At 69.2% G+C, this 24,831-nt stretch carries 16 protein-coding genes; 5 read left to right on the top strand and 11 right to left on the bottom strand.

Features of this window, described 5'->3' with window-relative positions; genetic code table 11:
• Position 1: 1 nt before the first annotated feature.
• Complete coding sequence (gene arfB, locus NF556_RS17745) at positions 2-415, bottom strand: alternative ribosome rescue aminoacyl-tRNA hydrolase ArfB (protein WP_252595853.1); 414 nt, start codon at positions 413-415, stop codon at positions 2-4.
• A gap of 69 nt (positions 416-484) precedes the next feature.
• Positions 485-2,962, bottom strand: a complete 2,478-nt coding sequence (locus tag NF556_RS17740; protein WP_252592483.1) for a M14 family zinc carboxypeptidase — start codon at positions 2,960-2,962, stop codon at positions 485-487.
• Positions 2,963-3,129: 167 nt separating this feature from the next.
• Here NF556_RS17740 and NF556_RS17735 point away from each other — a divergent pair, with 167 nt between their 5' ends.
• Both NF556_RS17735 and NF556_RS17730 read left to right on the top strand, forming a co-directional pair.
• A complete protein-coding gene (locus tag NF556_RS17735) occupies positions 3,130-4,056 on the top strand; it encodes a Bax inhibitor-1/YccA family protein (RefSeq protein WP_252592481.1) in 927 nt (308 codons plus the stop codon).
• Positions 4,057-4,061: 5 nt separating this feature from the next.
• Entirely contained in the window at positions 4,062-4,370 is a 309-nt protein-coding gene (locus tag NF556_RS17730) for a hypothetical protein (RefSeq protein ID WP_252592480.1), read from the top strand.
• 29 nt (positions 4,371-4,399) lie between these two features.
• Here the strand turns inward: NF556_RS17730 and NF556_RS17725 are convergent, their stop codons facing one another.
• Positions 4,400-4,900, bottom strand: coding sequence for a hypothetical protein (locus tag NF556_RS17725; protein ID WP_252592478.1), 501 nt, complete (start codon positions 4,898-4,900; stop codon positions 4,400-4,402).
• Between the two features lie 122 nt (positions 4,901-5,022).
• Here NF556_RS17725 and NF556_RS17720 point away from each other — a divergent pair, with 122 nt between their 5' ends.
• The gene (locus NF556_RS17720; RefSeq protein ID WP_252592476.1) at positions 5,023-5,544 is read left to right on the top strand and encodes a hypothetical protein; all 522 of its coding nucleotides are present in this window, start codon (positions 5,023-5,025) and stop codon (positions 5,542-5,544) included.
• A 14-nt stretch (positions 5,545-5,558) separates the two neighbouring features.
• Here NF556_RS17720 and NF556_RS17715 read toward each other — a convergent pair whose 3' ends face one another.
• The 8 genes from NF556_RS17715 to NF556_RS17680 form a co-directional block, all read right to left on the bottom strand.
• A complete protein-coding gene (locus NF556_RS17715; protein ID WP_252592474.1) occupies positions 5,559-8,117 on the bottom strand; it encodes an HNH endonuclease signature motif containing protein in 2,559 nt (852 codons plus the stop codon).
• Between the two features lie 409 nt (positions 8,118-8,526).
• A complete protein-coding gene (locus NF556_RS17710) occupies positions 8,527-9,750 on the bottom strand; it encodes an acetyl-CoA C-acetyltransferase (RefSeq protein WP_252592473.1) in 1,224 nt (407 codons plus the stop codon).
• A 117-nt stretch (positions 9,751-9,867) separates the two neighbouring features.
• Positions 9,868-10,473 (bottom strand): nucleotidyltransferase domain-containing protein, encoded by a 606-nt coding sequence (locus tag NF556_RS17705; protein ID WP_252592471.1) that lies wholly within the window; start codon positions 10,471-10,473, stop codon positions 9,868-9,870.
• Between the two features lie 4 nt (positions 10,474-10,477).
• Positions 10,478-11,854, bottom strand: a complete 1,377-nt coding sequence (gene nhaA, locus NF556_RS17700; protein WP_252592469.1) for a Na+/H+ antiporter NhaA — start codon at positions 11,852-11,854, stop codon at positions 10,478-10,480.
• Between the two features lie 101 nt (positions 11,855-11,955).
• Positions 11,956-13,116, bottom strand: a complete 1,161-nt coding sequence (locus NF556_RS17695; RefSeq protein WP_252592467.1) for an SGNH/GDSL hydrolase family protein — start codon at positions 13,114-13,116, stop codon at positions 11,956-11,958.
• A 47-nt stretch (positions 13,117-13,163) separates the two neighbouring features.
• Entirely contained in the window at positions 13,164-14,195 is a 1,032-nt protein-coding gene (locus NF556_RS17690) for an NAD-dependent epimerase/dehydratase family protein (RefSeq protein WP_252592466.1), read from the bottom strand.
• Between the two features lie 52 nt (positions 14,196-14,247).
• Positions 14,248-16,845: an alpha/beta fold hydrolase gene (locus tag NF556_RS17685; protein WP_252592464.1), complete on the bottom strand. Its 2,598-nt coding sequence runs from the start codon at positions 16,843-16,845 to the stop codon at positions 14,248-14,250.
• Positions 16,842-17,864, bottom strand: coding sequence for a 3-oxoacyl-ACP synthase III (locus NF556_RS17680; protein WP_252592462.1), 1,023 nt, complete (start codon positions 17,862-17,864; stop codon positions 16,842-16,844). The genes NF556_RS17685 and NF556_RS17680 overlap by 4 nt, the downstream gene beginning before the upstream one ends.
• Positions 17,865-18,005: 141 nt before the next feature.
• Between NF556_RS17680 and NF556_RS17675 the strand changes: the two genes are divergently transcribed.
• Both NF556_RS17675 and NF556_RS17670 read left to right on the top strand, forming a co-directional pair.
• Entirely contained in the window at positions 18,006-18,956 is a 951-nt protein-coding gene (locus tag NF556_RS17675) for a hypothetical protein (RefSeq protein ID WP_252592461.1), read from the top strand.
• 266 nt (positions 18,957-19,222) lie between these two features.
• Positions 19,223-24,796, top strand: coding sequence for an ATP-binding protein (locus NF556_RS17670; protein WP_252592459.1), 5,574 nt, complete (start codon positions 19,223-19,225; stop codon positions 24,794-24,796).
• The last annotated feature ends 35 nt before the right edge of the window (positions 24,797-24,831 follow it).

Below are 24,831 nucleotides of genomic sequence, written 5' to 3'. Positions count from 1 at the left end.
GTCAACCTCCATCACCGGTGACGCGACCGCGTCCGGACTTGACCTGGGATCTTAGGCGCTTGCCCTCCAGGCGGCGTCGCTGGCTGCCCCGCGTCGGCTTGGTCGCGCGACGCTGAGGTGGCGGGGGAGCGGCGGCACTGCGCAGCAGGTCGATCAGGCGCTCTCGTGCGGCGATCCGGTTCTGTCGCTGGGCCCGGTGCTCAGAGGCGACCACGACGAGCTGGTCGGCGACCAGGTGTGGCTCCAGTCCGCGCAACAGTCGGTCGCGGACGGACTCGCGCAGCTCGGCCACCGCGATCGACGAGGCAGGACGATAGGTGAGCTGCACCCGGCTGTCGGTGGTGTTGACACCCTGGCCGCCCGGGCCGGAGGCGCGGGAGAACCGCTCGAGCAACTCCCCCGCGGGGATGACCATGCCCTGTGGCAGCCCGGGGCCGGCCGGGACGCTCAGGTCCGCGCCCGGTGCTGAGACCCGGGCCACCGGTCAGTCCTGCAGAGCGGACCAGAACAGGGCGCGCCCGATCAGGGGGTATTGACCCTTGGGGTGGGCCCGGAACAGCGGCTGGCTCCCGACGAGCGCTGCGGCGCCGTTGTTGTCCACACCGCTGACGATGAGCGCCTGGCCCGCGGCGGCGTCCTGCCCGCCCTCCTCGGCTGTGCCGGCCCAGTGACCGCTGACCAGGACATCGTCGTCGGCATAACGCTGGTCGACGGTGACGTCCTCGCCCAGCTCGGTGAACCAGGCGGGGGAGTAGACGAAGGACTCCGTGGTCGCGGCGGAGGCGATGGCAGTGTCGGCGTTGTCGACCGCGACCACCCCGTTGCCGTCGCTGCGGCCACGCTCCAGCGTCACGTCGAGCAGGTCGAGCTCGTTGTTGAGGTTGGTCCCGTTGTGGCCACGTCCGACGAGGCCGCCACCGTTGCGCAGGAAGGACGCCAGGTCGTTGCGGGCCGAGTCCTCGAGGGAGGACCAGGCAACCGCGGAGGTTGAGACATACAGCGCGTCGACGTCGGAATAGTCGAAGCCGTCGTTGAGGACGGTCGCGTTGACCTCGCGGACCTCGAAGCCCATCTCGTTCAGGGCCCAGAGCTCATCCGAGGAGGCTGCGGCAGCAACGACCATCTCGTCCACCGGGGTGCCGCTCTCCCCGTCGGGGGCAGCGGTGAAGGTGACACCGAAGGCGTCGGCGGTCGACTCGGCCTGCTCGGCTGCGTCCTCGGGGACCAGGATCGACCCGTCGTCGAGCCACTCGATGCCGACACCGGAGCGAGCCAGGTGATTGAGCGCCGCGACATCGGAGGGGTCCTTCAACTCCAGCAGCAGGTCATCGTCGCCGCTCACCCGACCCGAGGGGATGGCGGCGTCGATCGGTCGGCCAGCTGGCGGCATACGAGGGCCGTCCTCAGCAAGAGTGGCGACGTCCGCACCCCAGAGAGCGGCCAGGCTCCAGCCGGAGATGTCATACATCGAGTCGACACGGTCGCTGATGTCAGTGCCCCGGCCGAGCATGGTGTTGGCCAGGCCGCGACGGGACTGGTGCATGTCGATGAGATAGCTGCCGGAGGGATAGGTCGTGCCCTCGATGGTGACCGGCCGACGAGTGGTGCGCACCTCCACGCCGTTGTCGATCAGGTGGTCAACCACGCGGGCGGCCGCCGGAGCGGAGCGCTGCCCCTCGTCCACCGGGATGACATAGGCCCGCGGATATTCGGTGAGATAGACGTCCTCGGGACCGATCTCGGGGAAGATCTCGTCGGTGACCTCGACCGGCTCGGCACCGGTGACGCCGCGGCGGAAGATCTCGATCTGGTCGGCGAGGAGCTCGCCGCGGTGCTCCTGCAGATAGCTGATCGAGGAGGTCATCGCGGCGTGCGCGATGTCGGTGTTGATCGCCGAGCGGCGCTGCAACTCCTCCTCGGGCAGGTCGTAGGCGGCGTTGTTGACGCGCAACGGGATCTCGACGGTGTGGGCGACAGCACCGTGGTAGGCGGCGTATTGCGGCGTGAAGATCGGCGGCCAGTCGTCCCAGCCCTCGTCCCAGTCACGGAACGGGATCTGGGGCGGGTTCACGCCGTCGTCCTCGGGGGTGTAGCCCAGGTCGAGCACCGCCTGCTCCATGCCCAGCCCGTTGGGGTAGGCGTGCTTGATGAACAGGTCGTATTCGTAGTTCTCGCCGTGCGGCGGGGTGGTGGGCTCGATGAGCGTGCCGTTGACATAGCCGTGCAGGTCAACCATCACCATCGGCTGGGTCCGGAGGAGGGCGTCGCGGACCGCGATGACCTCCGGCTGTGTCGCGGTGAGGAAGTCACGGTTCATGTCGAAGCCGGAGGCGTTGGCGCGCGTGTTGTCGTGGCGCCCGTCCGGGTTCATCGTGACGACGACATAGATGCGGCTCTGCTCAAGGGCCTCCAGGACGGCCGGGTCATCGCTGGTCGCGTAGTCCTCGATGAGGCGCAGCGCGGCGTCGGTGCCCTCCCACTCGTTGCCGTGGATGTTGTTGTTGAGGAAGATCGGCGTCTTGTACTTCTTGGCCAGACCCTGGTCCTTGGCCGCCTGCTCGGGCTGGCGCAGGATGCGCTCGCGCATCCGGTCCTGCGCCTTGGTCTCGGCAGCGGACTCGGGGGCGGTGAGAGTGACCAGATAGAGCTCGCGCCCGGTGACGGTCTGACCGAGCACCTCCGCGCTGACCCGCTGGGAGGTTTGCTGCAGCTCGTTGAGCTTGGGGGCGATCGCGTGATAGGGCGTCAGCCCGAGCTTGATGGAGGCGTCCGCCGGGTCGGCCGGCGGCTCCACCAGGGTGTTCTGACGCGGATAGCCCTCGCTTTGGGGAGTGGGCGCCAACTGGACGTCGATCGCGGGAGCCGGCCCCTCGGCATACGCCATCGGCACGACGGCACCGGGCACGGCCAGTGCGGCCGCGGCCGAGATGCCGACCAAGCGTAGGCGGGCACGATTCGACACGTGTTGCTCCTCTTCGAACGGCCGTGGTTCCCCCCGGAACGGCTCCCCAGGATATCCCGAGAACACCCCCCGAGCGCAAGAGGTTGCCCAGGGGAACAATCACGAGGCCCCACACGCTTAGACTGTGACGTGACGACACCTACGTGCCGCTAATGAGGAGGCCAGAGATGGCGACCAATCCTGTCTTTAACCGTATCGATAAGGAAGCTCAGCAGCAGTATGCGGGCTTCAACCAGGCCCCGCAGCAGGGCCAGGCCGCTCCCCAGGGCCAGCCGCACCAGGGCTACCCCGCACCACAGGGTCAGCCCCAGATGCCGATGGGCTACCCCGGCGCCTCGGAGTCGATGAGCCCCGAGCAGTTGGAGCAGATGTATCGCCAGGCCCCCGCTGGCCCGGCGCAAACCGGTCGCCTGACGCTGGACGACGTGGTCATGAAGTCGCTGGCCTTGTTTGCCGTCGTGGTGGCTGTGGCTGCGGGCACCTGGTTCTTCGTGAGTGGCACCGTCGACCCGGACACGGGTCAGGCGCCGCTGGCGATGCCGATCTGGCTGCTGGGCATGTTCGGCTCGCTCGGACTGAGCTTCGTCATCGCCTTCCAGAAGAAGGTCAACGTCCCGCTCATCGTGGGGCACGCAGTCCTGCAGGGTGGCTTCATTGGCGCGGTCAGCTTCACCTTCGAGCGGGCCTACCCGGGCGTTGTGACCAGCGCGGTGGTGGCCACCCTCGGCACCTTCGTCGGCATGTTCATCGCCTGGAAGGTCGGCTTCATCAAGGTCACCAGCAAGTCTCGCCGCATCTTCGGGATGATGGCGATGGGCTATCTGGTCTTCCTGCTGATCAACATCGGCGCCAGCTTCCTGGGCTTCGGCGATGGCTGGGGCATCTACGGTGGCCCGCTGGGCATCGTCATCTCGCTGCTGGGCGTCGCGCTGGCGTCCTACTCGCTGGCCGTCGACTTCGACTCGATCGACCGGGGCGTGCAGGCGGGTGCGCCGGAGAAGTACTCCTGGCTGATGGGCCATGGTCTGGTCGCATCCCTGGTGTGGCTCTACATCGAGTTCCTGCGGTTGTTTGCGATCCTGCAGCGCAACTGACGCCCATGAGTGACCCCGACCCGAGCGCCGCGCGCGAGGAGATCGGGACAGAGTTGGAGCGCGTGGTCCGTCGGTGGCAGCAACTGCCGCTGGACCACGCGCTCTCTGTGTCTCCGCAGGTGCGCGTGTTGGTGCAGCACCTCGCCGATCGCGTCGCCGAGGCGGAGCGTATGCCGAGTGGTCCCGTCCCCGACCTCGGCCCGGCTGTGCTGATGGACCAGTTGCGCGTGATGGTCTTCGACCACGCGGCAGCCGGTCTGGACCCCGTGCCCCTGGCCGCCGAGCTCACCACGCTGCGGCGGGCCATCGGCTGACACGGGGCCATTGAGTGAGGCGTCTCAGCTCACCAGAGTCCTTTGCCGTGCACGAGCGTGACCTCTTCGAGCTGGTTGTCTCTGGCCTGGATGAGATAGAGCCAGCCGTCTTGCCGCTCGGCGGCGATGGTTCCGCTCACCGTGTGATCGAACGTGAATGGTGCAAAGTCCGCCCTGGTGTCACTGGCCGCGAACGCTCCAGGCCGCAGGAAGTGGTCGATCAGGTATTGGAGCTCGACGGTGGCGTGGTTCGACTTCTCGACCTGCTTCCACTGGAGGCAGCACCCGTCCGTGCATGGGTGCCAGTCGAAGCTGTGCAGGCCGCGAGGGATGATCAGGACTCCTGGCGAAGACTCACCGACCAACGGGTGACCGACGGCTTCCGCCCCTGGGTTCATCGGCACCGCGTACGGGTCATCCGGGTGGAGTCCGCGGTGGGTGCGTTGGAAGGCTCGAAGCCATACAGTCTCCTCGGGGTTGAGCCGAGGCGCGATGTCGAGTCGGCCGAGATACTGCGTGCTGTAGCCCATGCTGCTCCTGACGTGTGATTGAGGCCAAGCCGACCAGATGCGCGACCTCCGCGGTTGAAGTTATCCACAGGTATGAGGTCCCTCGCCCCAGACCAGGGTCATTGCCGACACACTCGTGCTGCATGAAGACACACAACAGAAATCCATGGGAACTGCAGGACACGGAGCGGACGCTGTCGGAGATTGTGCGACGAGGGCGTGCTCGAGCCGGGGTCACGCTGATCGCCTGCATCGACAACGAGTCGCAGGAGGTGCGCGAGGTGAGGAAGGTTATGACACCGACGCCTTACCGAGGAGACGACGATGAGGACGAGTACTGGGCCATGGACTCGCTGCGCGGCGAGGTGCTGGCGATCGCGCAAGAGATCGCTCCAGAACGGACTCGTGACGGTGGGCATTGGAGCCCAATGGTGGGCACCTTTGTGACCGTGGTGTGCCGTGAAGGTCGAGCTGTCTCGACCGACGTCGAGTGGCAGTTCCTGCCGGCCTGGCGCTATTCCAACCACTTCACGGCAGCGTTCCAAGGGGACATCTTCGTCGTGACTCCGCACGGATGGACAAGCACATTGTCTGAAGCGAGCGGTCACGAGCCAGCACTCAGGTCGACCCCTGCCGTGTCGCTGGTGCCAGATCTCCAGAACTGACGGCGGTCGCCCGTTTAGAAGGGTGGTGGGGAGTCGGGGTCGCGGGGCCAGGGGGTGGGTGAGTCGGCCGGCTGCTCGTTGGCTGCTTGCCCGCCGGTGTCCTTCTCGCTGTCGGGGATTCGGTCGTCGGTGTCGTGGTGGCGTTGTGCCTCAGCGCGCATGGCCTCGGGGGCGGGGTGGTAGGTCCGGCGTCCGCTCTCGGGGGTGTGGGTGAGGGTGACGGAGTCCCAGCCGGTGAAGACTACGCTGAAGTCGTCGTCATCCTCAGCTTCGAGCTTGGCGCCGGCGGGCCGGTAGGACAAGGCCTGGTACACCGCGGCATCGACAGCCGCAGCAGGATCATCCCCTGACGCTATGGCTTCGTGGACCTGTGTGGTGGCTGCAGTCAATAGCTTGGTGTACTGGTTGTAGTCATGGGCCTTGGTGGTGTAGATCCGCCCGAGCAGGGTAGTCCAGGTGACGTCCCTGTTGGCGTGGATCACCGCGTCCCAGAGTTTCTTGGTCTTCAGATCGTGGTCGGGGGCGTCGAGGGGTTGGCCGTTGGCGATGCAGGTGTGCCCGCCGGGAGTGCCGTGTTCTTGGACGTGATCAATCTGCGCCATCGACGCCGGCTTCAAACAGCCCGGCATTCTGCAGAAAACATCCGCGGCGATGATGTGCGCCCGCATCCCAGCATCGAACGGGTACGCCTTGATCGACCTCTCCACGAGGACCCCGGTGGATGGGTCGGTCAGCAGCCGGTGCATCGTCGACCCCGGTGTCAGCGCGAGGGTGCGGACCTCGTCCGGGGACAGGAAGACACTGTGTTTGCCGATGACCTCGCCGACGCCGACCTCACCATCAGCCTCACCGGGAGTTGGTGGCGGCTGGGTTCCTGGCACTGCCTGCTCGGGCGGTGCCTGCTGGGGTGGGCAGTCTGGTCCTGTCTGGTCGGGGTCGGGGCAGTCTTGTCCCCTCGAACCGTCTCCGGGTGCTCGATCAGGGGTCGCCTCACCGGTCTCCGCGCCGCAGGTGCACTCACAGGTGCACGAGCTGCTGGCGCGGGTGCCTGGTTGGTCAGCGGTTGGGTGACCAGCAGCAGTGCTTGGGGCGGCGAAGGCTGCGGGGATCGGGTTCCCCTCGGCATCGACAGGGGCCAAACCGCCGGGGGTGGTGCCGATCAGGGTGTTCAGCGGGACGATGACGTTGAGCTGCGCAGACGGGAGTCCGTAGAGGATTTTGGTGAGTTGTTCGGACTGTTCGACGGTGACCAGGTCGGGGTCGTCCGGCAAGCTGTCGAGGTCGGCGGTGCCGTGCAGCAGCAGGGCGATCCCGGCCGCGGCACGGAGTTGGCACAGGGGGCGTGTGTCGCCGGCCTTGCGGGCAGCCCGGGCAGCCTTCTCGATGCGGTCAGCGACCGCGGCGCCTTGGGTGGCGGTGCAGCCGATCATGATCTGGGCGGTGCCGTTGTCCTCGATCAACACCCTCGTGTCGTTGGCGGCGAGGTTATCCTCACGAGTCTTCTTCGTGGACTGCGGGTCGCGACCTTTGATCTTGTTCACTTCACGGTCCAGGGCCCGGTAGAACTCGCGGTGGCGCCACGGCCCACCGAGGAACTCACCGGCAGAGTCGAGCCGCTCAGACACGGAAGCTTTCGGGTCGTTGCCGAACATCCCGTTGGCCACAGCAGCAGCGTCCTCGGTGGTGAAGGTGGAGCAGGCCCGGTGGTAGCGGCGCACCAGCCGCCACGTCGACTCACCCGTCACCAACGAATGGTTGACCGGGGCGGTGACCGCGGGCGGCAGGTTGGCGAAAGCAACGAGGTCGGAGATCTCACCCGGGCACCACCCCATCGCCGCGCCCATCTCGTTGCGGGTGACACGTTTGCCGTAGGCACGCCACTTCTTCCGTTGCGACGCGGTCAGCTCATCGGGGGACGTCGCGCCCTTATCGGCCAGCAGGATCTGGGCATCGACACCCGTCAGTTGCCGGGTCGCCGAGAGCAGGACCGCGTCCAGGTGGCCAGCGGTCGCGTTCAACGCCTCGATGCTGGACAACAGCGCCTGACCGCGAGCCACGAGAGCAGGGGCCTCAACCAGACCCTCCCCGTTGTCCTCGCCGTGGTCGTGGTGGGCCTGCTCGTCGCTGACCGTGGCACACGCTTGCGCCAACGCGGTCAACGAGTCGAGCATCGCGTCGTCGACGCCGAGACCTCTCAGGCCCACCCGCAACTGTGCGGTCGCGGCCAGTTGTGCCTGTGCGGCACGCGACCGCGGGTCATCGGTGTCAGCCGGTGAGCCGCCTTCCGGCGAGTAATGGCCCGGGGTGTTGGGGTCGAGGTCGAGGGGCCACCACATCTTGCCGTTGGCATCGCTGTGAGGGGAGTCGTCTTCGACCAGGATCGTCACCCGCGGGCGGTAACCATCGACGTCCATGTCCTCGAACAGCGACGGGTCCAACACGAACCACGGCTCCACCTCAGGAGAGAGCCGCACCCGCGGACGCCGCCCCAACTCACCAGCAAGAGCCTGGGCCGTCAACTCCTGCCCCAGGTAATCCTCAAGGTGCTCTTCCAACGACCTGGCCTGCATCACCACCAACACCCCCTCCCGATCGCATCGTCGCGTTCCCGGCCTGTCCAACTACCACCAGAATAGCACACGTGTTCGACGAATGCTATGGCTTTCCGGATCTGTGGACAACAGGCGAGGCGGGTCCTGGAGCACAATCACCGACAGCAACCACACTGCCACCCACCACCGACATGCATCGGTGACGGTTAAAGGTCACGGTGGCTGGGAGCGGATGAAGCCTTGACGGTCCCCTGCACGGCACCCACGGCCTGACCTGACCGCTCGCCTCCTACGCGTGCGGTCGAACCTGGGTCGCGAGGCCGAGCGCACGCAGTGGGGGAGCCGGGAGGAGACGTGAGCCTCGGCATACGGACAGACGACGGCGCCGGCACCCCGAGGGGATGCCGGCGCCGTGCCGATCAGGAGTGGGTCAGTTGAGCCGCTCGAGGATGACGGCCATGCCCTGGCCTCCGCCGACGCACATCGTCTCCAGGCCGAACTGGCCGTCACGGGTCCGCAGCGCATTGATCAGCGTGGTGCTGATGCGCGCGCCGGTGGAGCCGAACGGGTGACCCAGAGCGATCGCACCGCCGTGGACGTTGAGCTTGTCGAAGTCCATGCCGAGGTCGTCGGCGCTGGGGAGCACCTGGGCGGCGAAGGCCTCGTTGATCTCATAGAGGTCCATGTCGCCGATGCTCATGCCGGCGCGGGCCAGTGCTTGCTTCGAGGCCTCGACCGGGCCCAGGCCCATGACCTCGGGGGACAGGGCGGAGACGCCGGTGGACACGACGCGGGCCAGCGGGGTCAGCCCCAGCTCCTTGGCCTTGGTGTCGCTCATGATCACCAGGGCGGCGGCGCCGTCGTTGAGGGAGCAGCAGTTGCCGGCGGTGACCGTGCCGTCCTCGCGGAAGACCGGCTGGAGCTGGGAGACCTTCTCCAGGGTGACGCCGGCGCGGGGGCCGTCGTCGGTGCTGACCACGGTGCCATCGGCAAGGGTCACCGGGGCGATCTCCCGCTCGAAGACACCGGCCTTGATGGCTGCCTCGGCGCGGTTCTGACTGGTCACGCCCCACTCGTCCTGACGCTCGCGGGAGATCCCGCGGGAGGTGGCGACGTTCTCGGCAGTCTGGCCCATCGCGAGATAGATGTCGGGCAGCAGACCCTCCTCGCGCGGGTCGGTCCAGGTCTGGTTGCTCTCGGCGATCTTGGCGCTGCGGGCGATGGCGTCGGCAAACTTCGGGTTCTGCCACTCCTCCTTGCTGCCGCCGGCCCCGGAGAACTCGGCATAGCGGGACACAGCCTCGACGCCGGCGCTGATGAACACGTCGCCCTCACCAGCGCGGATGGCGTGCAGTGCCATGCGCGTGGTCTGGACGGAGGAGGCGCAGAACCGGTTGACCGTGGTGCCGGGCAGGGAGTCCAGGCCGAGCAGCACCGAGACGACGCGCGCCATGTTCTGACCGTGCTCACCCCACGGCTCGGCGCAGCCCAGGTGCAGGTCGTCGATGGTGGTCGGGTCGAGCTCCGGCACCTGGTCCAGAGCCGCGCGGATCACGCCCGCGGCCAGGTCGTCGGGACGGACAGTGGTCAGCGAACCCTTGAAAGCACGTCCGATCGGGGTGCGGGCAGCGGCAACGATGACGGCCTCGGGCATGGTTCCTCCTGATAGTCGGTGCTGCCGAGTCTAGGAGGCCTGCCCTGATCGACCGTCAGCGGACTCCCACCGGGACAAACTGCTCTGGTATGCCGACAGCTGGCCCAGGCGCCCAACTCACCCGAGGCGGCTCAGCCAGGGATGGTCCGGGTGCGCCAGGGTGAGGGCCTCGCGGAGCCAGGCCCGCTGATCACCGGACAGGTGGGGCAGCACGGTCTCCAGGTCCTGCTCGTCCTTGGGTCGGCGGCCACGCGCCTTATAGAACAGCTGCACCTCGGGCGCGAGGAACGGCAGACCAGAGGCAGACGTATGCCGTAGCTCACCGAGCGGACGCCGCACCTGTGCGTTGCGTCGGGAGATCCACTCGTCGCCCTCGGCCTCGTCGAGCATGAACTGCACTCGCCAGGGGGAGTCGGCACCGGGGCGGCACCAGATGTCGTGCACCCCGGTCGGCAATGTCTCGTCGGGGAGCCAACGACGGAGCTGTCCGGGTGGCTCCGCCGCGTAGATCTCCCAGCCGGGCAGGACCTCGTGCACAGCCTGCTGGTCCCGCCGGAGCAGGAGCACGTCGATGTCGGCATGCGCCCGGGTCGTGCGCCCGACGAACAGGTCGATGGCGTGACCGCCGGCGATCAACCACGGCCGGTCGGTCCGAGCCATCAGTCCCGCGACCTCACTCGGGGACAAGGGATCCCACGGGGCGGTCACCAGGTCGTCAGTCATGGCCTCAGTCTCGCGTGGTGCTGCCCGAGTCATGCGTGTCAGTCTCGTAGATGTCCGGGACGCCATCCTGGTCGGCGTCGACCGCGTCCGCGGCCTCAAGCTTGGCGTAGTAGCGGTTGCGGGAGCTCAGCACGATCGAGCCGATGATCGCCGCGAGCAGCGAGGCAACGAAGATCCCGACCTTGGCCTTGTCGCCCAGCTCGGTGCCGATCCCAAAACTGAGCTCGGCCACGAGCAGCGACACGGTGAAGCCGATGCCGGCGAGTCCGGCCACACCGATGACGTCGATCCAGCGCAGGGAGGGGTCGAGCCGAGAGCGGGTGACCTTGGTGACCAGGAAGGTGACCCCCGTGATGCCGATAATCTTCCCGACCACGAGTCCGGCCACGATGCCAATCGTCACCGTTGAGCCGAGGGCCGTGGTGAGACCCTCCACCCCCCCGATCGCGACGCCCGCGGAGAAGAAGGCAAAGACCGGGACCGCGAAGCCGGCGGAAAGAGGCCGGATGCGGTGCTCGAAGATCTCGGCCAGCCCGTGGTGCCTGTCGCCGTCCGGCTCGCCCCGGTCCGCGCGCGTCCGTGCTGGGATCGTGAAGCCGAGAATGACCCCGGCGATGGTCGCGTGGATGCCAGACGCATGGACCAGGGCCCAGAAGGCGATGCCGATGGGCAGCAGCAGCAGCCAGGCTGCCATGTGACCGGTGCGGAAGAGAGGTCGCTGTCGCCGAGCGAGCAGCGCATAGGCCGACAGGGGGATCAGAGACCACAACAGCATCGACATGCTGATGCCAGAGGAATAGACGAGAGCGATGATCAGGATCGCGATGAGATCGTCGACGACCGCCAGCGTCAGCAGGAAGATCCGCAGCGCCGGCGGCAGGTGCGAACCGATGATGGCCAGCACCGCCACCGCGAAGGCGATGTCCGTCGCGGTCGGGATCGCCCAGCCCTGGGTGGCCGCGGAGTCACCCCAGTTGATCGCCAGATAGATCAGGGCGGGGACCGCGACGCCGCCGAAGGCTGCCGCAACAGGCACGATGGCCTTGTCCCACTGGCGCAGGTCGCCGATCATGATCTCGCGTTTGAGTTCCAGCCCCACCATGAAGAAGAAGATCGCCAACAACCCGTCGGCGGCCCACGCACCGATGCTCAGCTTCAGGTGCCAGGGCTCATAGCCGAACTCGACGTCGCGGATCGCGAAATAGCTGTCGGCGAAGGGTGAGTTGGCCCAGACGATCGCGACGAGGGCGGCACCGACCAGCAGCATGCCGCCGACCGTCTCCTTGCGGAGCAAGCTGCCGATGCGAACGACCTCGGAGTGAGTGCCCCGCCCCAGCGTCGTGTGTGCGGGCGGCGAAGGGGTGTCCTGGTGATCAGACATCGGTGTCTCCTGGGGTCGGTGGCATCACGCCGACCAGACTTCCCGGCACACCAGGGTCCACTCTAACCACAGACAGCACAGTGCGTATGCCGTGGCGTGGGTCAGGTGGTGGCGTCCGGGTGGGTCGGTGCGTCAGCCCCGTCAGTGGGTGCCAGGTCACGGTCGGGGACTGCCTCAGAGTCGGCAGCGGTCGCCGGGGCCGCCTGGGCCGGGTCCGTGTCTGCGTCGCTGTCCGGGGCAGTGTCCGCGTCTGTATCCGTGTCGGGGGCGGGTTCGCGGCGAGGCGCGTCGGTGTTGCGGTGCCGTCGGAGCAGCTGGGCCCAGCGCCCGCGCTCTCCGCGGGAGCGGCCGTCCACGTCCACGGCGCTGACCTCGCTGCCCGGGTCGAGGACGGCGCGCTGCGCGGCCTCGGCGAGGGGCTCCACGTGCTCGCCGCGGCGGTGATCGGGAGTGCGGTCGGTGTCGAGGGTGCGCAGCCCGAGGGCATCCATGACGCTGGGCAACAGGGCGGCCGCAGCGCGTGCGTAGCCAGCTGAGGACGGGTGCAGCCCGTCCGGGCTGAACATCTGGGCCGGCGACTCCCGAAACGATGGGCCGAGCATGTCACCGGTGGACACGGTCCGACCGCCGGCCTCGACGACGGCCACCGTCTGTGCTGCCGCCAGGTCGCGGCTCCAGCGCTGGACCAGCGCACGCAGCGGCTGGGGGATGGGCCGGACCGTGCCGAGATCGGGGCAGGTGCCCACTACGACTCCGGCACCCAGGCCGACCAGGCGGGTCACCGTCTCGCTCAGCGCCCGGACCGACCCCGCGCGGTCGATGCGCTCCTTGACGTCGTTGGCGCCGATCATGATGATCACGACCTCGGGATCAGGCATGTCGGCGAGTCCGCGCTCGAGCTGACCGAGCAACTGCGGGGAGGTGGCGCCACTGCGAGAGGCATTGCGCAACTCGACGGGACGCCCGCTCAGGGCGGCGACGCCGGTGGCGATGATGGAGCCGATCGCCTCCTCGGGCCGACTCGCCCCAACACCCGCGGCCGTGCTGTCACCCAGGACCAGGATCCGGTGTGCCTCACCAATACCCGCGCCATAGGTGCCCTCGTGCTTCTGGGAGACTCCGGGGCCGTCACCGATGACCCGCTTGGCGATCTGCACCTCAGCCTGCAGCAGGGCCCAGCCCGCGAGACCAGCGATGGCCACCCCACCGCCGCCATAGGCCGCCGCAGAGGCGGCCCGACGTGCGCGCGATGCCCTGCTCATGCCTCAGCCCCAGTCCCTCGTCTCGTCGCCACCCGGTGCGACCCACGCTACTGGGAGGTGGTGCCCTGTGCCGATTCGTGGTCTGTCGATTCTTGCTCTGCTGCAGTCGCCTCGGCCAGCAGCTCGAGCCCCTCGGCCAGGCTCACCCGTGGTGTCCAGTCCAGGACCTGGCGCGTCTCGCGCTGGTCAAACCAGTGCGCGGTCGACAGCTGCTCGGCCAGGAATCGGGTCAGGGGCGGCTCGGTCATCGGGGGCACCCCGGGGAGCACGTGCGACAGGGCCATGACGCCCTCGACGGCGGCACCGGCGGCCCAGGCAGCCCGAGCCGGGATGCGCAGACGCGGGGGAGGTGCCCCACCGGCGCGGCAGATGTCGCTGATCAATTCACCGATGGGCCGCGGTTCCCCGTTGGTCACGACCAGGGCCCGCCCACGAGCCTCCTCGGCCCGGTCGAGGGCAGCGACAATGGCGTCCGCCGCGTTGGTCACATAGGTCGTGTCGACCAGGCTCGTGCCGCGCCCCAGGATCGGCAGCCGACCGGCCTTGGCGCGCTGCAGGATCCGCCCGATCAGCTGGGTGTCCCCAGGGCCCCACACCAGGTGGGGGCGCACCGCGGTCACGGTCAGGTCTGGACCGTCCGAGCCCAGGGCGATCAGCTCCGCGGCCGCCTTGCTGCGGGCATAGTTGCCGCGCGCCCGCTCGGGGTCGGCTGGCCCGGCGCCCACGCCTGCCAGGGAGTCGCCAGCGTGCGCGACCGAGGGCGAGGAGACCTGCACGAAGCGCTGCACGGAGCCGGCTCGCGAGGCCTCCACCAGGGCGCGGGTGCCCTCGATATTGGTGCGGCGATAGTCCTCCCACGCGCCCACCACGTTGACCTTGGCCGCGAGGTGGATCACCGCGTCCTGTCCGTCCACCGCCGCCTGCACAGCGATCGGGTCGGCGACGTCACCGAGCACCTCGTGGTGGGGGCTGCCCGACGGCCGTCGCTGCAACACGGTCACGTCCTCGCCGCGCTCGGCGAGGGTGTCCGCGACGGCGCGTCCGAGCATGCCGCTGGCGCCGGTCACCAGGAAACGCATTAGTGACCCCCGGTGCGGGGCAACGACTCTGGGCGCAACGGGTCTGTCTGCATCAACGACTCCGACGAAACGGCGCCCTCGGGTGCCGGCGGAAAGCCTCGCGCGCGACCTGGCTGCCGTGCAGCAGGGCGGTGGCCCAGCGGGCGAGCTCGGTCCGGTCGACCTTGGCGGCATGCCGTATGTCGACGGGCAGCCAGTCCTTGCGCAGCACCGCCGCGACGGGCACCCCGGCGACCTCCCGGACCCGGGCGGCCACGTCAGCGGGCACGGTGGTGTCCCGCTGGCGGCCGCGTGCGTTCGCGCCCTGCGGCACGACGATCGCGACGACCTGCTGGGTGCCGACGGGGCCGACACCGACGACGGCGGCCCGGCGCACTCCGGGGACGGACTCGATGGCCGACTCCACGGCATACGGGGCGACGGGGCCCTCGGCGGTGGTGATGACATGGGCGAGCCGGCCCTCGACCCAGACCCGGCCTTGGTCGTCCAGGTGACCCACGTCTCCCGTGCGGTGCCACCCGGCCGGTCGCGCGCTGGCCCGTTGGGTGCCCCAGAGCCGGTCATAGCGGTCCTTGACGTGCGGGGCCCGGACCACGATCTCGCCGAGCTCGCCGGTGGCGGTGCTGAGCTCCTCGGACGTGCTCCCGTCGGCGTGCACCGGCGCGAGGCGCACGGTGACCCCCTGCAGCGGCACACCGACACAGACCCCGGCCTGGCGGTCAGCCGGATCGCTGGGGTCCAGGCTCGTCGGGTCGAGCGTGGCGACCGGCAGCGCCTCCGTCATGCCATAGGGCGTCTGGGTCGTGGCGGCGGGCAGCAGGTCCTTGACCCGGCGCAGCAGGTCTGCCGGGACCGGGGCGCCGGCCGACAGCACCAACTCGGGTCGGCGCAGCTGCTCGCGCTGCGTCTCGGAGAGCTCGTCGGAGGTGTCGATGATGTTGGACAGTGCTGCGGGAGAGGCAAACACGATGCTCGCGTCCACTGCCTCGACGGCGTCGGCCAGGGTCGCTGCGGTCAGCGTGTCGGGTGCTGTGACGTCCATGTCCGGGACGGCTGAGGTCAGGCCCAGGGCCGGACCATAGAGCGCGAACGGTGCGAAGGCGGCCACGAAGCGCTCACCGGGTCGGAGGTTGAAGCCGTCCCGGAGCAGGGCAACCTGGGCCCCAACCTGGCGGCGGGTGTAGACCACACCCTTGGGCGGCCCGGTGGCGCCGGACGTGAACAGGATGGCCCCATCGAGATCGAGCTCGGCGGTGGGACTGATCAGCTCGCCCGGGCTGGGCTGGTGGCCCACGCCCTCGGCGAGCAGCAACGACACGTCCTCAGGGCCGAGGCGGATCCACTGGCCCGGGATGCCGGCTGCCAGGACCAGGGCCCGTGCTGCGGGGAAGCCGATCACGTGGTCCGGTGCTGCACCACGCAGTGCTGCGCCCAGGCGTCGCCGCCCCAGGCCGGCGTCGGCGACCACGGCGATGGCACCCAGGCGCCACACGGCATACAGCACGGTGGTCAGGTCGATCCCGGGTTTGACGAGCAGGGCAACCCGCTGGCCGCGGCGCACCCCACGGCCGTGCAGACCTCGAGCCAGGTGCTCGACGCGCTCGGCCAGCGCGCCAAAGGTGATGTGGCCGCCGTTGCCGGACAGCTCCACGATCGCGGTGCGCTCCGGCGCGGTCACGTCGATCTGGATCGGCACCCACTGCGAGGGGTCGGCAGCCACCTCGTCCGGCCGGTTGGTGAGCCAGTCCCAGATGAGGGCGACGCCCTCGGGTCGGTCCTCCAGCGGCAGGTGCGAAGCGTCCGGATAGGTGTGCACGTCCGCGTGGGGCAGGCGGCGCTGCAGGTCAGCCAGATAGCGACCGGAGAACACCGGGTCCCGCAGGCCCCACACCATCAGGACCGGCACGTGCGCCAGACCGCCGAGGCCCTCGGCGATCTCGGTGAGCGCCGGGGTGCTGGGGTGTCGGGGCGAGATCGGGATGTCCGCCACGAAGTCCCGCACCGCGGTCCGACGCTCGGGTGAGGCATAGGGGACTGCGAAAGCGTCGCGGACCGTCTTGGGCAGCGCCGGGCGGCAGGTCGCAGTGGCGGCCCAGACGAAACCCGGAGTGCGGTGGGTGATCAGGTCGAGCAGCGGCGGTGTGCGCACGGCGGCGATGGCGCTGGGCAGGGGTGAGCCCTCCGGCTGGTGCACGGCGGTGTTGGTGAGGACGACCTGCTGCACCTGGTCACGGTGGGCGAGAGCCCAGCCGAGGCTGATCGGGCCCCCCCAGTCGTGGGCCAGCGTGGAGACCGGGCCATCGATCCCGAGCTCTGCGGTCAGTTGGCCAAGATCCGCGACACGCTGACCGAGAGTCCGGGGGGTTTCTGTGCGCTCCGAAAAGCCCATCCCGAGGTGGTCGACCGCCACGACCCGCCATCCCTGCGGGGCAGCAGCGATCACCCGGCGCCAGAGATAGGACCAGGTCGGGTTGCCGTGCACGCAGAGCAGGGTGTGCTCGACGGCGGTGCCAGCGGCGTCAAGCTGCGGACCGTTGTCCAGCACGTGCCAGGTGCGCGAGGTGCCCTCGGCATCCGGGGCCAGGACGGTGCGGGACCAGGCCGGGTCAACGCCCGGGAGTCCCTGCGGGAGAGGTGACCCGGTGGTCACCAGGCCAGTTCCAGGCAGGTCATGTTCAGACCCGAGCCGATGCCCATCATCAGCACGCGGTCGCCTGGGGTGAGTTGCTCGGCCTGCTTGGCCAGGGCCACAGCCACAGCGGCAGGGCCCATGTTGCCGAAGGTCGGGAAGGTCAGCGGGATGCGGTCGCTGGGCAGGTTGAGGACCTTGGCGGTGCGGCCGGTGTGGACGGTCGAGACCTGGTGCACGACATAGCAGTCCATGTCCGTCCAGTCGAAGTCCTCGCGGGCGTCCTCCCACAGGTCACTGGCCAGCTGCATGCCGGCGACCAGCAGCCCCTTGGTGTCGGTGCTCATCCGCTCGTAGTCGCCGACGCACAGCTCGTGGTGCTGGGTGGCGGCACGGGAGGCGCCACCGATGACCCGGTGTCCCTCCGGGTGCTCGCTGGCCCGGCCCAGGACCATCGCGGCGGCCCCCGACCCCAGAGTCAGCGTGGCGAACTCGTTCTGCAGGTCCTCGGCGGTGGCGTCGGGGCCGGACAGGCGCGCCAGGGCGCTCTCCTGGGCGGGGCGCGAGCCCTCTCCGTCGACGATCACGGCGTAGTCGATCTGGCCGGCGTCGATCATTGTCGCGGCCAGCTGCATGCCGTTGACGAAGCCGAGGCAGGCGTTGGTCAGGTCGAAGTTCAGGCAGCTGGACGGCAGGCCGAGCTCGGCGTGGACCTTGACGGCGATCGACGGCTCGAGGTGCTCACGGCTCACGGAGGTGTTGATCATCAGCCCGATGCGGGCCGGGTCGACCCCGGCCTCGGCGATGGCCTTGGCCCCTGCCTCGATGGCGCCGTCGACGAAGGTCGTGCCCTCCTGCCACCAGCGGCGCTCCTGGATGCCGGCCAGTCGCGAGAGCATGCCGGAGCGCATGTTGGTGCGCTCATAGGTGGCAGTCAACTGCTCGTCGAACTGCGCCGACGTGACCACCACCGGTGCGTCGACCGCAGTGACGGACAGCACGGCCGTGTCGTGGTGGCGGAAAATGGTGTTGCCGTTCATGGAACCTCAGGGCTCTGCGAGTCGTCAATCAGTTGGATCAATAAGAACACAGCCCACGCGGTGGCTGTGAAACGATGAGGTGAAACAGGCACCAGGTGCCGCACCAGGCACTATGTGCCACACCAGAGGGAAGGCAGAGATATGCGACGGAACACCACGACGTGGGGGATGATCGCGGCGAGCGGGGCACTGGTGCTCACGCTCGCAGCATGTGGCGAGGACTCGCCAGAGGTCGAGGAGCCCAGCGCCAGCGCTGAGGGCGATGCCGGCGCCGATGAGACTGACGACACCGACACCGGTGCCGAGACCGAGGACACCGACGCTGGCGCCGAGACCGAGGACGCCGACACGGGTGCCGAGACTGAGGACACTGACGCCGGCACCGACACGGGCACCGAGACCGAGGACACCGATGCAGGTGCCGGGGCCGAGGGTGGCGACGCAGCAGCCGGCGAAGAGGTCGACCCGGCCGCCTTCGTGGCCCAGCTGAAGAGCCCGGGCATGGACTCCATGACCTCGTTCACCATGAACATGGACATGCAGATGGAGGGCCAGGCCGTCACGATGATCGGCAAGGCCGACCTGTCCGGTGCCCCGGCCATGGACATCAACATGGAGATGCCCGGCATGGGCGCCATCCACATGATCATGGTCGACGGCAACGCCTACATGTCGATGCCGGGCGTCACCGAGGAGGGCCAGTTCATCCAGATGCCTCTCGAGGAGGTCATGGGTGAGGACGCTGACGAGTTCACCAACCAGATCGACATGACCTCGCAGTGGGACGACTGGGAGACCGGCGCCCAGAAGATCACCTTCGTCGGTCCCGAGGACGTCGACGGTGAGTCGCTGAACCACTACGAGCTGCTGCTCGACACCGCCGGGCTCGAGGACGCCAGCGCTGCTGGCATGCCGGCCGAGATCACCTACGACGTGTGGCTGGACGACCAGAACTTCATGCGCCAGGTGACCTTCGACATTGAGGGTGCCGAGACCGTCATGAAGATGGACGACTGGGGCCAGCCGGTGGACATCGCCGCGCCGGACGCCTCGTCCATCGTCGAGATGCCGGGCGCACCGACCGCTCCGTGACCCACCTGACGCCGGGGTGCTGATCAGTCACCTCAGGTGAGGGTCGCAACCGACCCGACCCAGCGTCATACGCTCGCTGCCCCCGCAACCCACGAGGTTGCGGGGGCAGCGCTGTTTTCGGGGCTTTTGCGGGTAGCGTGACGACACCCCTCTGCGGGGTCTGTGCTGCTGCTCACGGGGCGTCGACTAGCCAGTAGTCCCCCGAACGTGGCAACGTCAGTGTGCACGACTGTCACCGGCCCCGCGCCCGATCAAGTTGGAGACGGATGTTCTCTCGTATCGCCATCGTCAACCGAGGTGAGGCCGCGGTCCGGCTGATCCACGCTGTGCGGGATCACAACGCCGCCGGGGGACCCCAGTTGCAGACCATCGCGCTGTTCACTGATGCCGACCGGCGGGCGATGTTCGTGCGTGAGGCAGACATCGCCCACTCCCTCGGGCCTGCCTCTGCGCGGCCCTATCTCGACCTCGCGGTCCTCGAGCGGGCGCTCGTGGAGACCGGGGCGGACGCCGTCTGGGTGGGTTGGGGCTTCGTGGCCGAGGACCCGGCCTTCGTGGACCTGTGCGATCGGCTGGGCATCACCTTCATCGGCCCCAGTGCCGATGCGATGCGCAAGCTCGGCGACAAGATCGGCTCCAAGCTGATTGCCGAGGAGGTCGGGGTCCCCGTTGCCCCGTGGAGCCGCAGCGGTCTGGACACCCTCGAGGACGCGGTGACCCGGGCCGCGGAGATCGGCTATCCCCTGATGCTCAAGGCCACCGCCGGTGGTGGCGGTCGCGGCATCCGCAAGGTCACCGACGAGGGCGAGCTGCGCGACGTCTATCAGCGCACCCGGGACGAGGCCGAGCGAGCCTTCGGCAGCGGTGTCGTCTTTCTCGAGAGCCTGGTCACGGACGCCCGGCACGTCGAGGTGCAGGTCATCGCCGACAGCCACGGCACAGCCTGGGCGATCGGGGTGCGCGACTGCTCCGTGCAGCGCCGCAACCAGAAGATCATCGAGGAGTCCGCCTCCCCGCTGTTGACCGCTGAGCAGTCCGAGGAGCTCAAGGCCGCTGCCGAGCGCCTGGTGCTCGCCGTCGGTTATGAGGGCGCCGGCACCGTCGAGTTCCTCTATCGACCGCAGACCCAGCAGTTCGCCTTCCTCGAGGTCAACACCCGCCTGCAGGTCGAGCACCCGATCACCGAGTCCACGACGGGGCTGGACCTGGTCCGCGCCCAGCTGCACGTGGCAGCCGGTGGGCACCTCGAGGGCGAGCGACCGACCGAGCGCGGTCACGCCGTCGAGGCCCGACTCAACGCCGAGGACCCGGACCGTGACTTCGCTCCGGCCCCGGGCCGGATCACGCTCCTGGAGTTCCCCACCGGGCCCGGCATCCGGGTCGACACGGGGGTCGGCGAGGGCGACAGCATCCCGGCCGACTTCGACTCGATGATCGCCAAGATCATCGCCTATGGCCGCGACCGCGCGGAGGCCCTGTCGCGACTGCGCCGTGCCGTCGGTGAGACGACGGTGGTCATCGAGGGCGGTGCCACCAACAAGAGCTTCGTCCTGCAGCTGCTCCAGCAGCCCGAGGTTGTGGGCCCGGACCTTGGGGGTCTGGGGGCGGAGCCCCCAGCGGGGGGACACGGGGGCGGAGCCCCCGTGTGGTGCGACACGGGGTGGATCGACCGGGTCCGGGCCGAGGGCCGACTCGTCAGCCACCAGCACTCTGGGGTGGCCCTGGTGCAGGCGGGCATCGACGCCTACATGGACGAGGTGCAGGTCGAGGTGCGTCGTCTCCTCGAGACCGCACGGGGTGGTCGCCCGCAGGTGCAGCACCAGGTGGGCCGTCCGGTGGACCTGAAGCTGCGGGGCGTGACCTATCAGGTCACTGCGGTGCAGACCGGGCCACACCAGTTCCGCGTCACCGTCGCTGGCGGCGGTCAGGAGCAGACCGTCACCGCTGAGGTCGAGCGGTTGGGCCAGTTCCACGGCCGTCTGACCGTCAACGGCCGGCGCCACAGGATCGTCAGCGCCATCCACGGCCCGACCCACCTGGTCGAGGTCGACGAGGTCATCCACCGCGTCAGCCGGGACGAGGGCGGCATCGTGCGCGCACCGTCCCCAGCGTTGGTCGTGGCCACACCCGTGGCGGTTGGCGACGAGGTCGCGGCCGGCGCGCAGGTGCTGGTGCTCGAGGCGATGAAGATGGAGACCGTGATCCAGGCGCCGTTTGCGGCGCGGGTGCGCGAGCTCCTGGTGCGCACCGGCAGTCAGGTCGAGACCGGTGCCCCGCTCGTGCGGTTGGAGCCCACTGCTGACGCGGAGGCCGACGGCGCTGCCGCGGTCACCACGGAAGGTCCCGACCTTGACCTGCCCCCCGCGCCCGAGGCGCCGTCCCTGCAGACCCGGGCGGACGGTATACGTGCTGCTCTGGTCTCCCGGGTGCTCGGCTATGACGTGCCGGTGGACGACGACCAGGACCTGCTGCCGAGCTATCTGGCGGCCCGCACCGAGCTGCGCGGTCAGGGGGTTGACGTGCTCGAGGGCGAGATGGAGCTGCTGGCGACCTTCGCCGACCTCGCCGAGCTCAGCCGCAACCGGCCGAGCGAGGCCGAGGAGCGCACCGAGCTGCGCGTGCACAGCCCGCGCGAGCACTTCCACACCTATCTGCAGAGCCTGGACGTGGAGCGCGGCGCACTGCCCGAGGCGTTCAGCGAGCGGCTGCGGCAGGTCGTGTCGCACTATGGCGTGAGCGACCTGGAGCGCAGCGAGGACCTCGAGGACGCCGTCTTCCGGGTGTTCCTGGCCCAGCAACGCTCGGTGAAGGACCTGCAGGTGGTCACCGCCGTGCTGCAGGCCTGGCTCGGGGAGCCGCCGCCCCCGAACGGTCGGGCGACCGAGGCACGTCTGGTGCTGGAGCGGCTGGTCCGCGCCACGCAGCTGCGCCACCCTGCCATCAGCGACATGGCCCGCAGCATCCGGTTCCGCTGGTTCGACCAGCAGCTCGTGGCTGCGGTGCGGGCCAGTGCCCTGGAGGGGCTGGCCGAGGAGGTCGCCGCCCTCGCGGAGGCCGAGGAGGTCCCGGATCGTGCGGCGCGCATCGAGGAGATCGTCGCGATCCCCGTGCAGATCGCGGGGATCCTCTCCGACCGGCTCGAGCAGGGGACATCCCGCTGGGAGCCACTGCTCGAGGTGCTGGTGCGCCGGCACTATCGGGAGTTCGACCTGCACGACGTGACGCGACTCACCGCCGCCGACCGGGAGTTGGTGCTGGCCGACTATGTGCTCGATGACCGGCCGACCCGCCTGATCACGACGGTCGGCACGCTCGACGAGTTGCGCGACCCGGGCTCGGCTCTGGTCGCCGCCCTGACCGAGCAGGCCGCTGCCGGTCGCCAGCTCGGTGAGGTCGTGATGGACCTCTATCTGCGCTGGCCCGACATGCCTGAGTCCTCCGACGAGGCCAGCGCTGAGTTGGCCGGGGTGCTCGCGGGGCTCGGCTTCCCGGTGGACTGCCGCCGAGTCGCCGTCGGCGGCTGCCCCGGGGGCGGACGCGAGGTCGACTACCTCACCTTCCGACCCGACGATCAGGGCGGGACCCACGAGGACACGCTGGTGCGCGGCGTCCACCCGATGGTGGGCCGACGCCTCGACCTGTGGCGCCTGCGGGAGTTCGACATCACCCGCATCGAGGCACCGGACGACGTGCTGCTGTATGAGTGCGTGGCCCCCGACAACCCAGCCGACCGGCGACTGGTGGCGCTCGCCCAGGTCAGGCAACTGAGCGTCATACGGGATGAGAATGGTGCCGTCGTCAGCCTGCCGCAGGGGGAGCGGGCCGTGGAGAGCTGCCTGGAGGCGATCCGCCGGGCGCGCACCAAACGCGGCGCCGAGGGGGTCCAGCTCGACACCAACCACGTCTGGGTGCAGGTCTGGCCCGTGATTGAGGCCACGCCGGCCGAGCTGGCGACGCTGCAGCACAAGATCACCCCGCTGACCGAGCGGGCCGGGCTGGAGGAGGTCGTCGCGCAGGGCCGGGTCGCCCGCCCCGATGGCACCTCGGTGCAGGCCGCCATCCGGTTCCATGCCAAGTCCGGCGCAGGCGTGGTGGCCTCCTTCGAGGCCCCGCCGACCGAGCCGCTGAAGCCGCTGGACGACTATGGCAGCAAGGTGTTGCGGGCCCGGCGCCGCGGACTGGTCTATCCCTATGAGCTGGCCGACGCCCTGACCGGCGAGGGCGGCACCCTGGTCGAGCACGACCTGGACGAGACCGGCGCGCTGGTGCCCGTCGACCGCCCGCACGGGCTGAACACCGCGGGGATCATCGTCGCGGTGGTGACCACGCCGACTGACCTGCACCCCGAGGGCGTCACGCGCGTGGTGCTGTGCGGCGACCCGATCAAGGCCCTGGGCGCGCTATCCGAGCCGGAGTGCACCCGGGTCATCGCGGCCATCGACCTGGCCGAGGAGATGGGCGTGCCGCTGGAGTGGTTTGCCGTCTCCGCCGGTGCCCGGATCTCGATGGACTCGGGCACGGAAAACATGGACTGGGTGGCCGCGGCGCTGAAGCGGATCGTTGAGTTCACTCAGGCCGGCGGCGAGATCAACGTCGTCGTCGCCGGGATCAACGTCGGCGCCCAGCCCTATTGGAACGCCGAGGCCACGATGCTGATGCACACCAAGGGCATCCTGGTGATGACGCCGGACAGCGCCATGGTGCTCACCGGCAAGCAGTCGCTGGACTTCTCCGGCGGCGTCTCGGCCGAGGACAACCACGGCATCGGCGGCTATGACCGGGTGATGGGGCCAAACGGTCAGGCGCAGTACTGGGCGCGCGACCTGGCTGGTGCCGTCGACACGCTCATGGCGCACTACGAGCACACCTACACCGCTCCTGGTGAGCCCGGCCCGCGCCGCGTGGAGACGAGCGATCCCGCCGATCGGGACCTCACGGCATACCCCCACTCGCACCCGGCCGCGCCGGACTTTGCCACGGTGGGCGACATCTTCTCCGCCGAGAAGAACCCCGACCGCAAGAAGGCCTTCGACATCCGCACCGTCATGGCCGCCCTGGTCGACCAGGACCACCCGACGCTGGAGCGGTGGGCCGGGATGGCCGATGCCGACACGGCGGTGGTGCAGGACGCGCACATCGGTGGTCACTCGGTGGCGCTGCTGGGCATCGAGTCCCGCCCGGTCCCGCGGCACGGCTTCCCGCCCACGGACGGCCCCGACACCTACACCGCTGGCACGCTGTTCCCGCGCTCGTCGAAGAAGGCGGCGCGCGCGATCAACGCCGCCAGCGGCAACCGGCCCCTGGTGGTGCTGGCCAACCTGTCCGGCTTCGACGGGTCACCGGACTCGATGCGCCACCTGCAGCTGGAGTATGGCGCCGAGATCGGCCGGGCCATCGTCAATTTTGACGGGCCGATCGTCTTCTGCGTGATCTCGCGCTATCACGGTGGAGCCTTCGTGGTCTTCTCCAAACGGCTCAATCCCCGTATGACGGTGCTCGCCATCGAGGGCTCGTTCGCCTCGGTCCTGGGCGGGGCTCCGGCGGCGGCGGTGGTGTTTGCCGGCGAGGTGGAGAAGCGGGCGGCGGCCAGTCCGGAGGTCAAGGACCTGCAGGAACGGATCAATGCTGCCTCGCAGGAGGAGCGAGCGGCCCTGATGGTCGAGCTCGCCGATGTCCGCGCCGGTCTGCGGTCGGACAAGATCAGTGAGGTCGCCGCAGAGTTCGACGGTGTCCACAACATCCACCGGGCGGTCGAGGTCGGCTCGGTCGATGCGGTCATCGCCGCCGCCGACCTGCGGCCCGAGGTGATCCGCGCGATCGAGGGGCATCAGCAAACCTGACGTGTTCCGTCCGCAATGGGTTCTAGCGTCGTCTC

It is taken from the genome of Ornithinimicrobium faecis (genome assembly GCF_023923225.1).
GTDB classification, from domain to species: domain Bacteria; phylum Actinomycetota; class Actinomycetes; order Actinomycetales; family Dermatophilaceae; genus Ornithinicoccus; species Ornithinicoccus faecis.
This window is presented reverse-complemented; position numbering and strand designations above follow the sequence as displayed.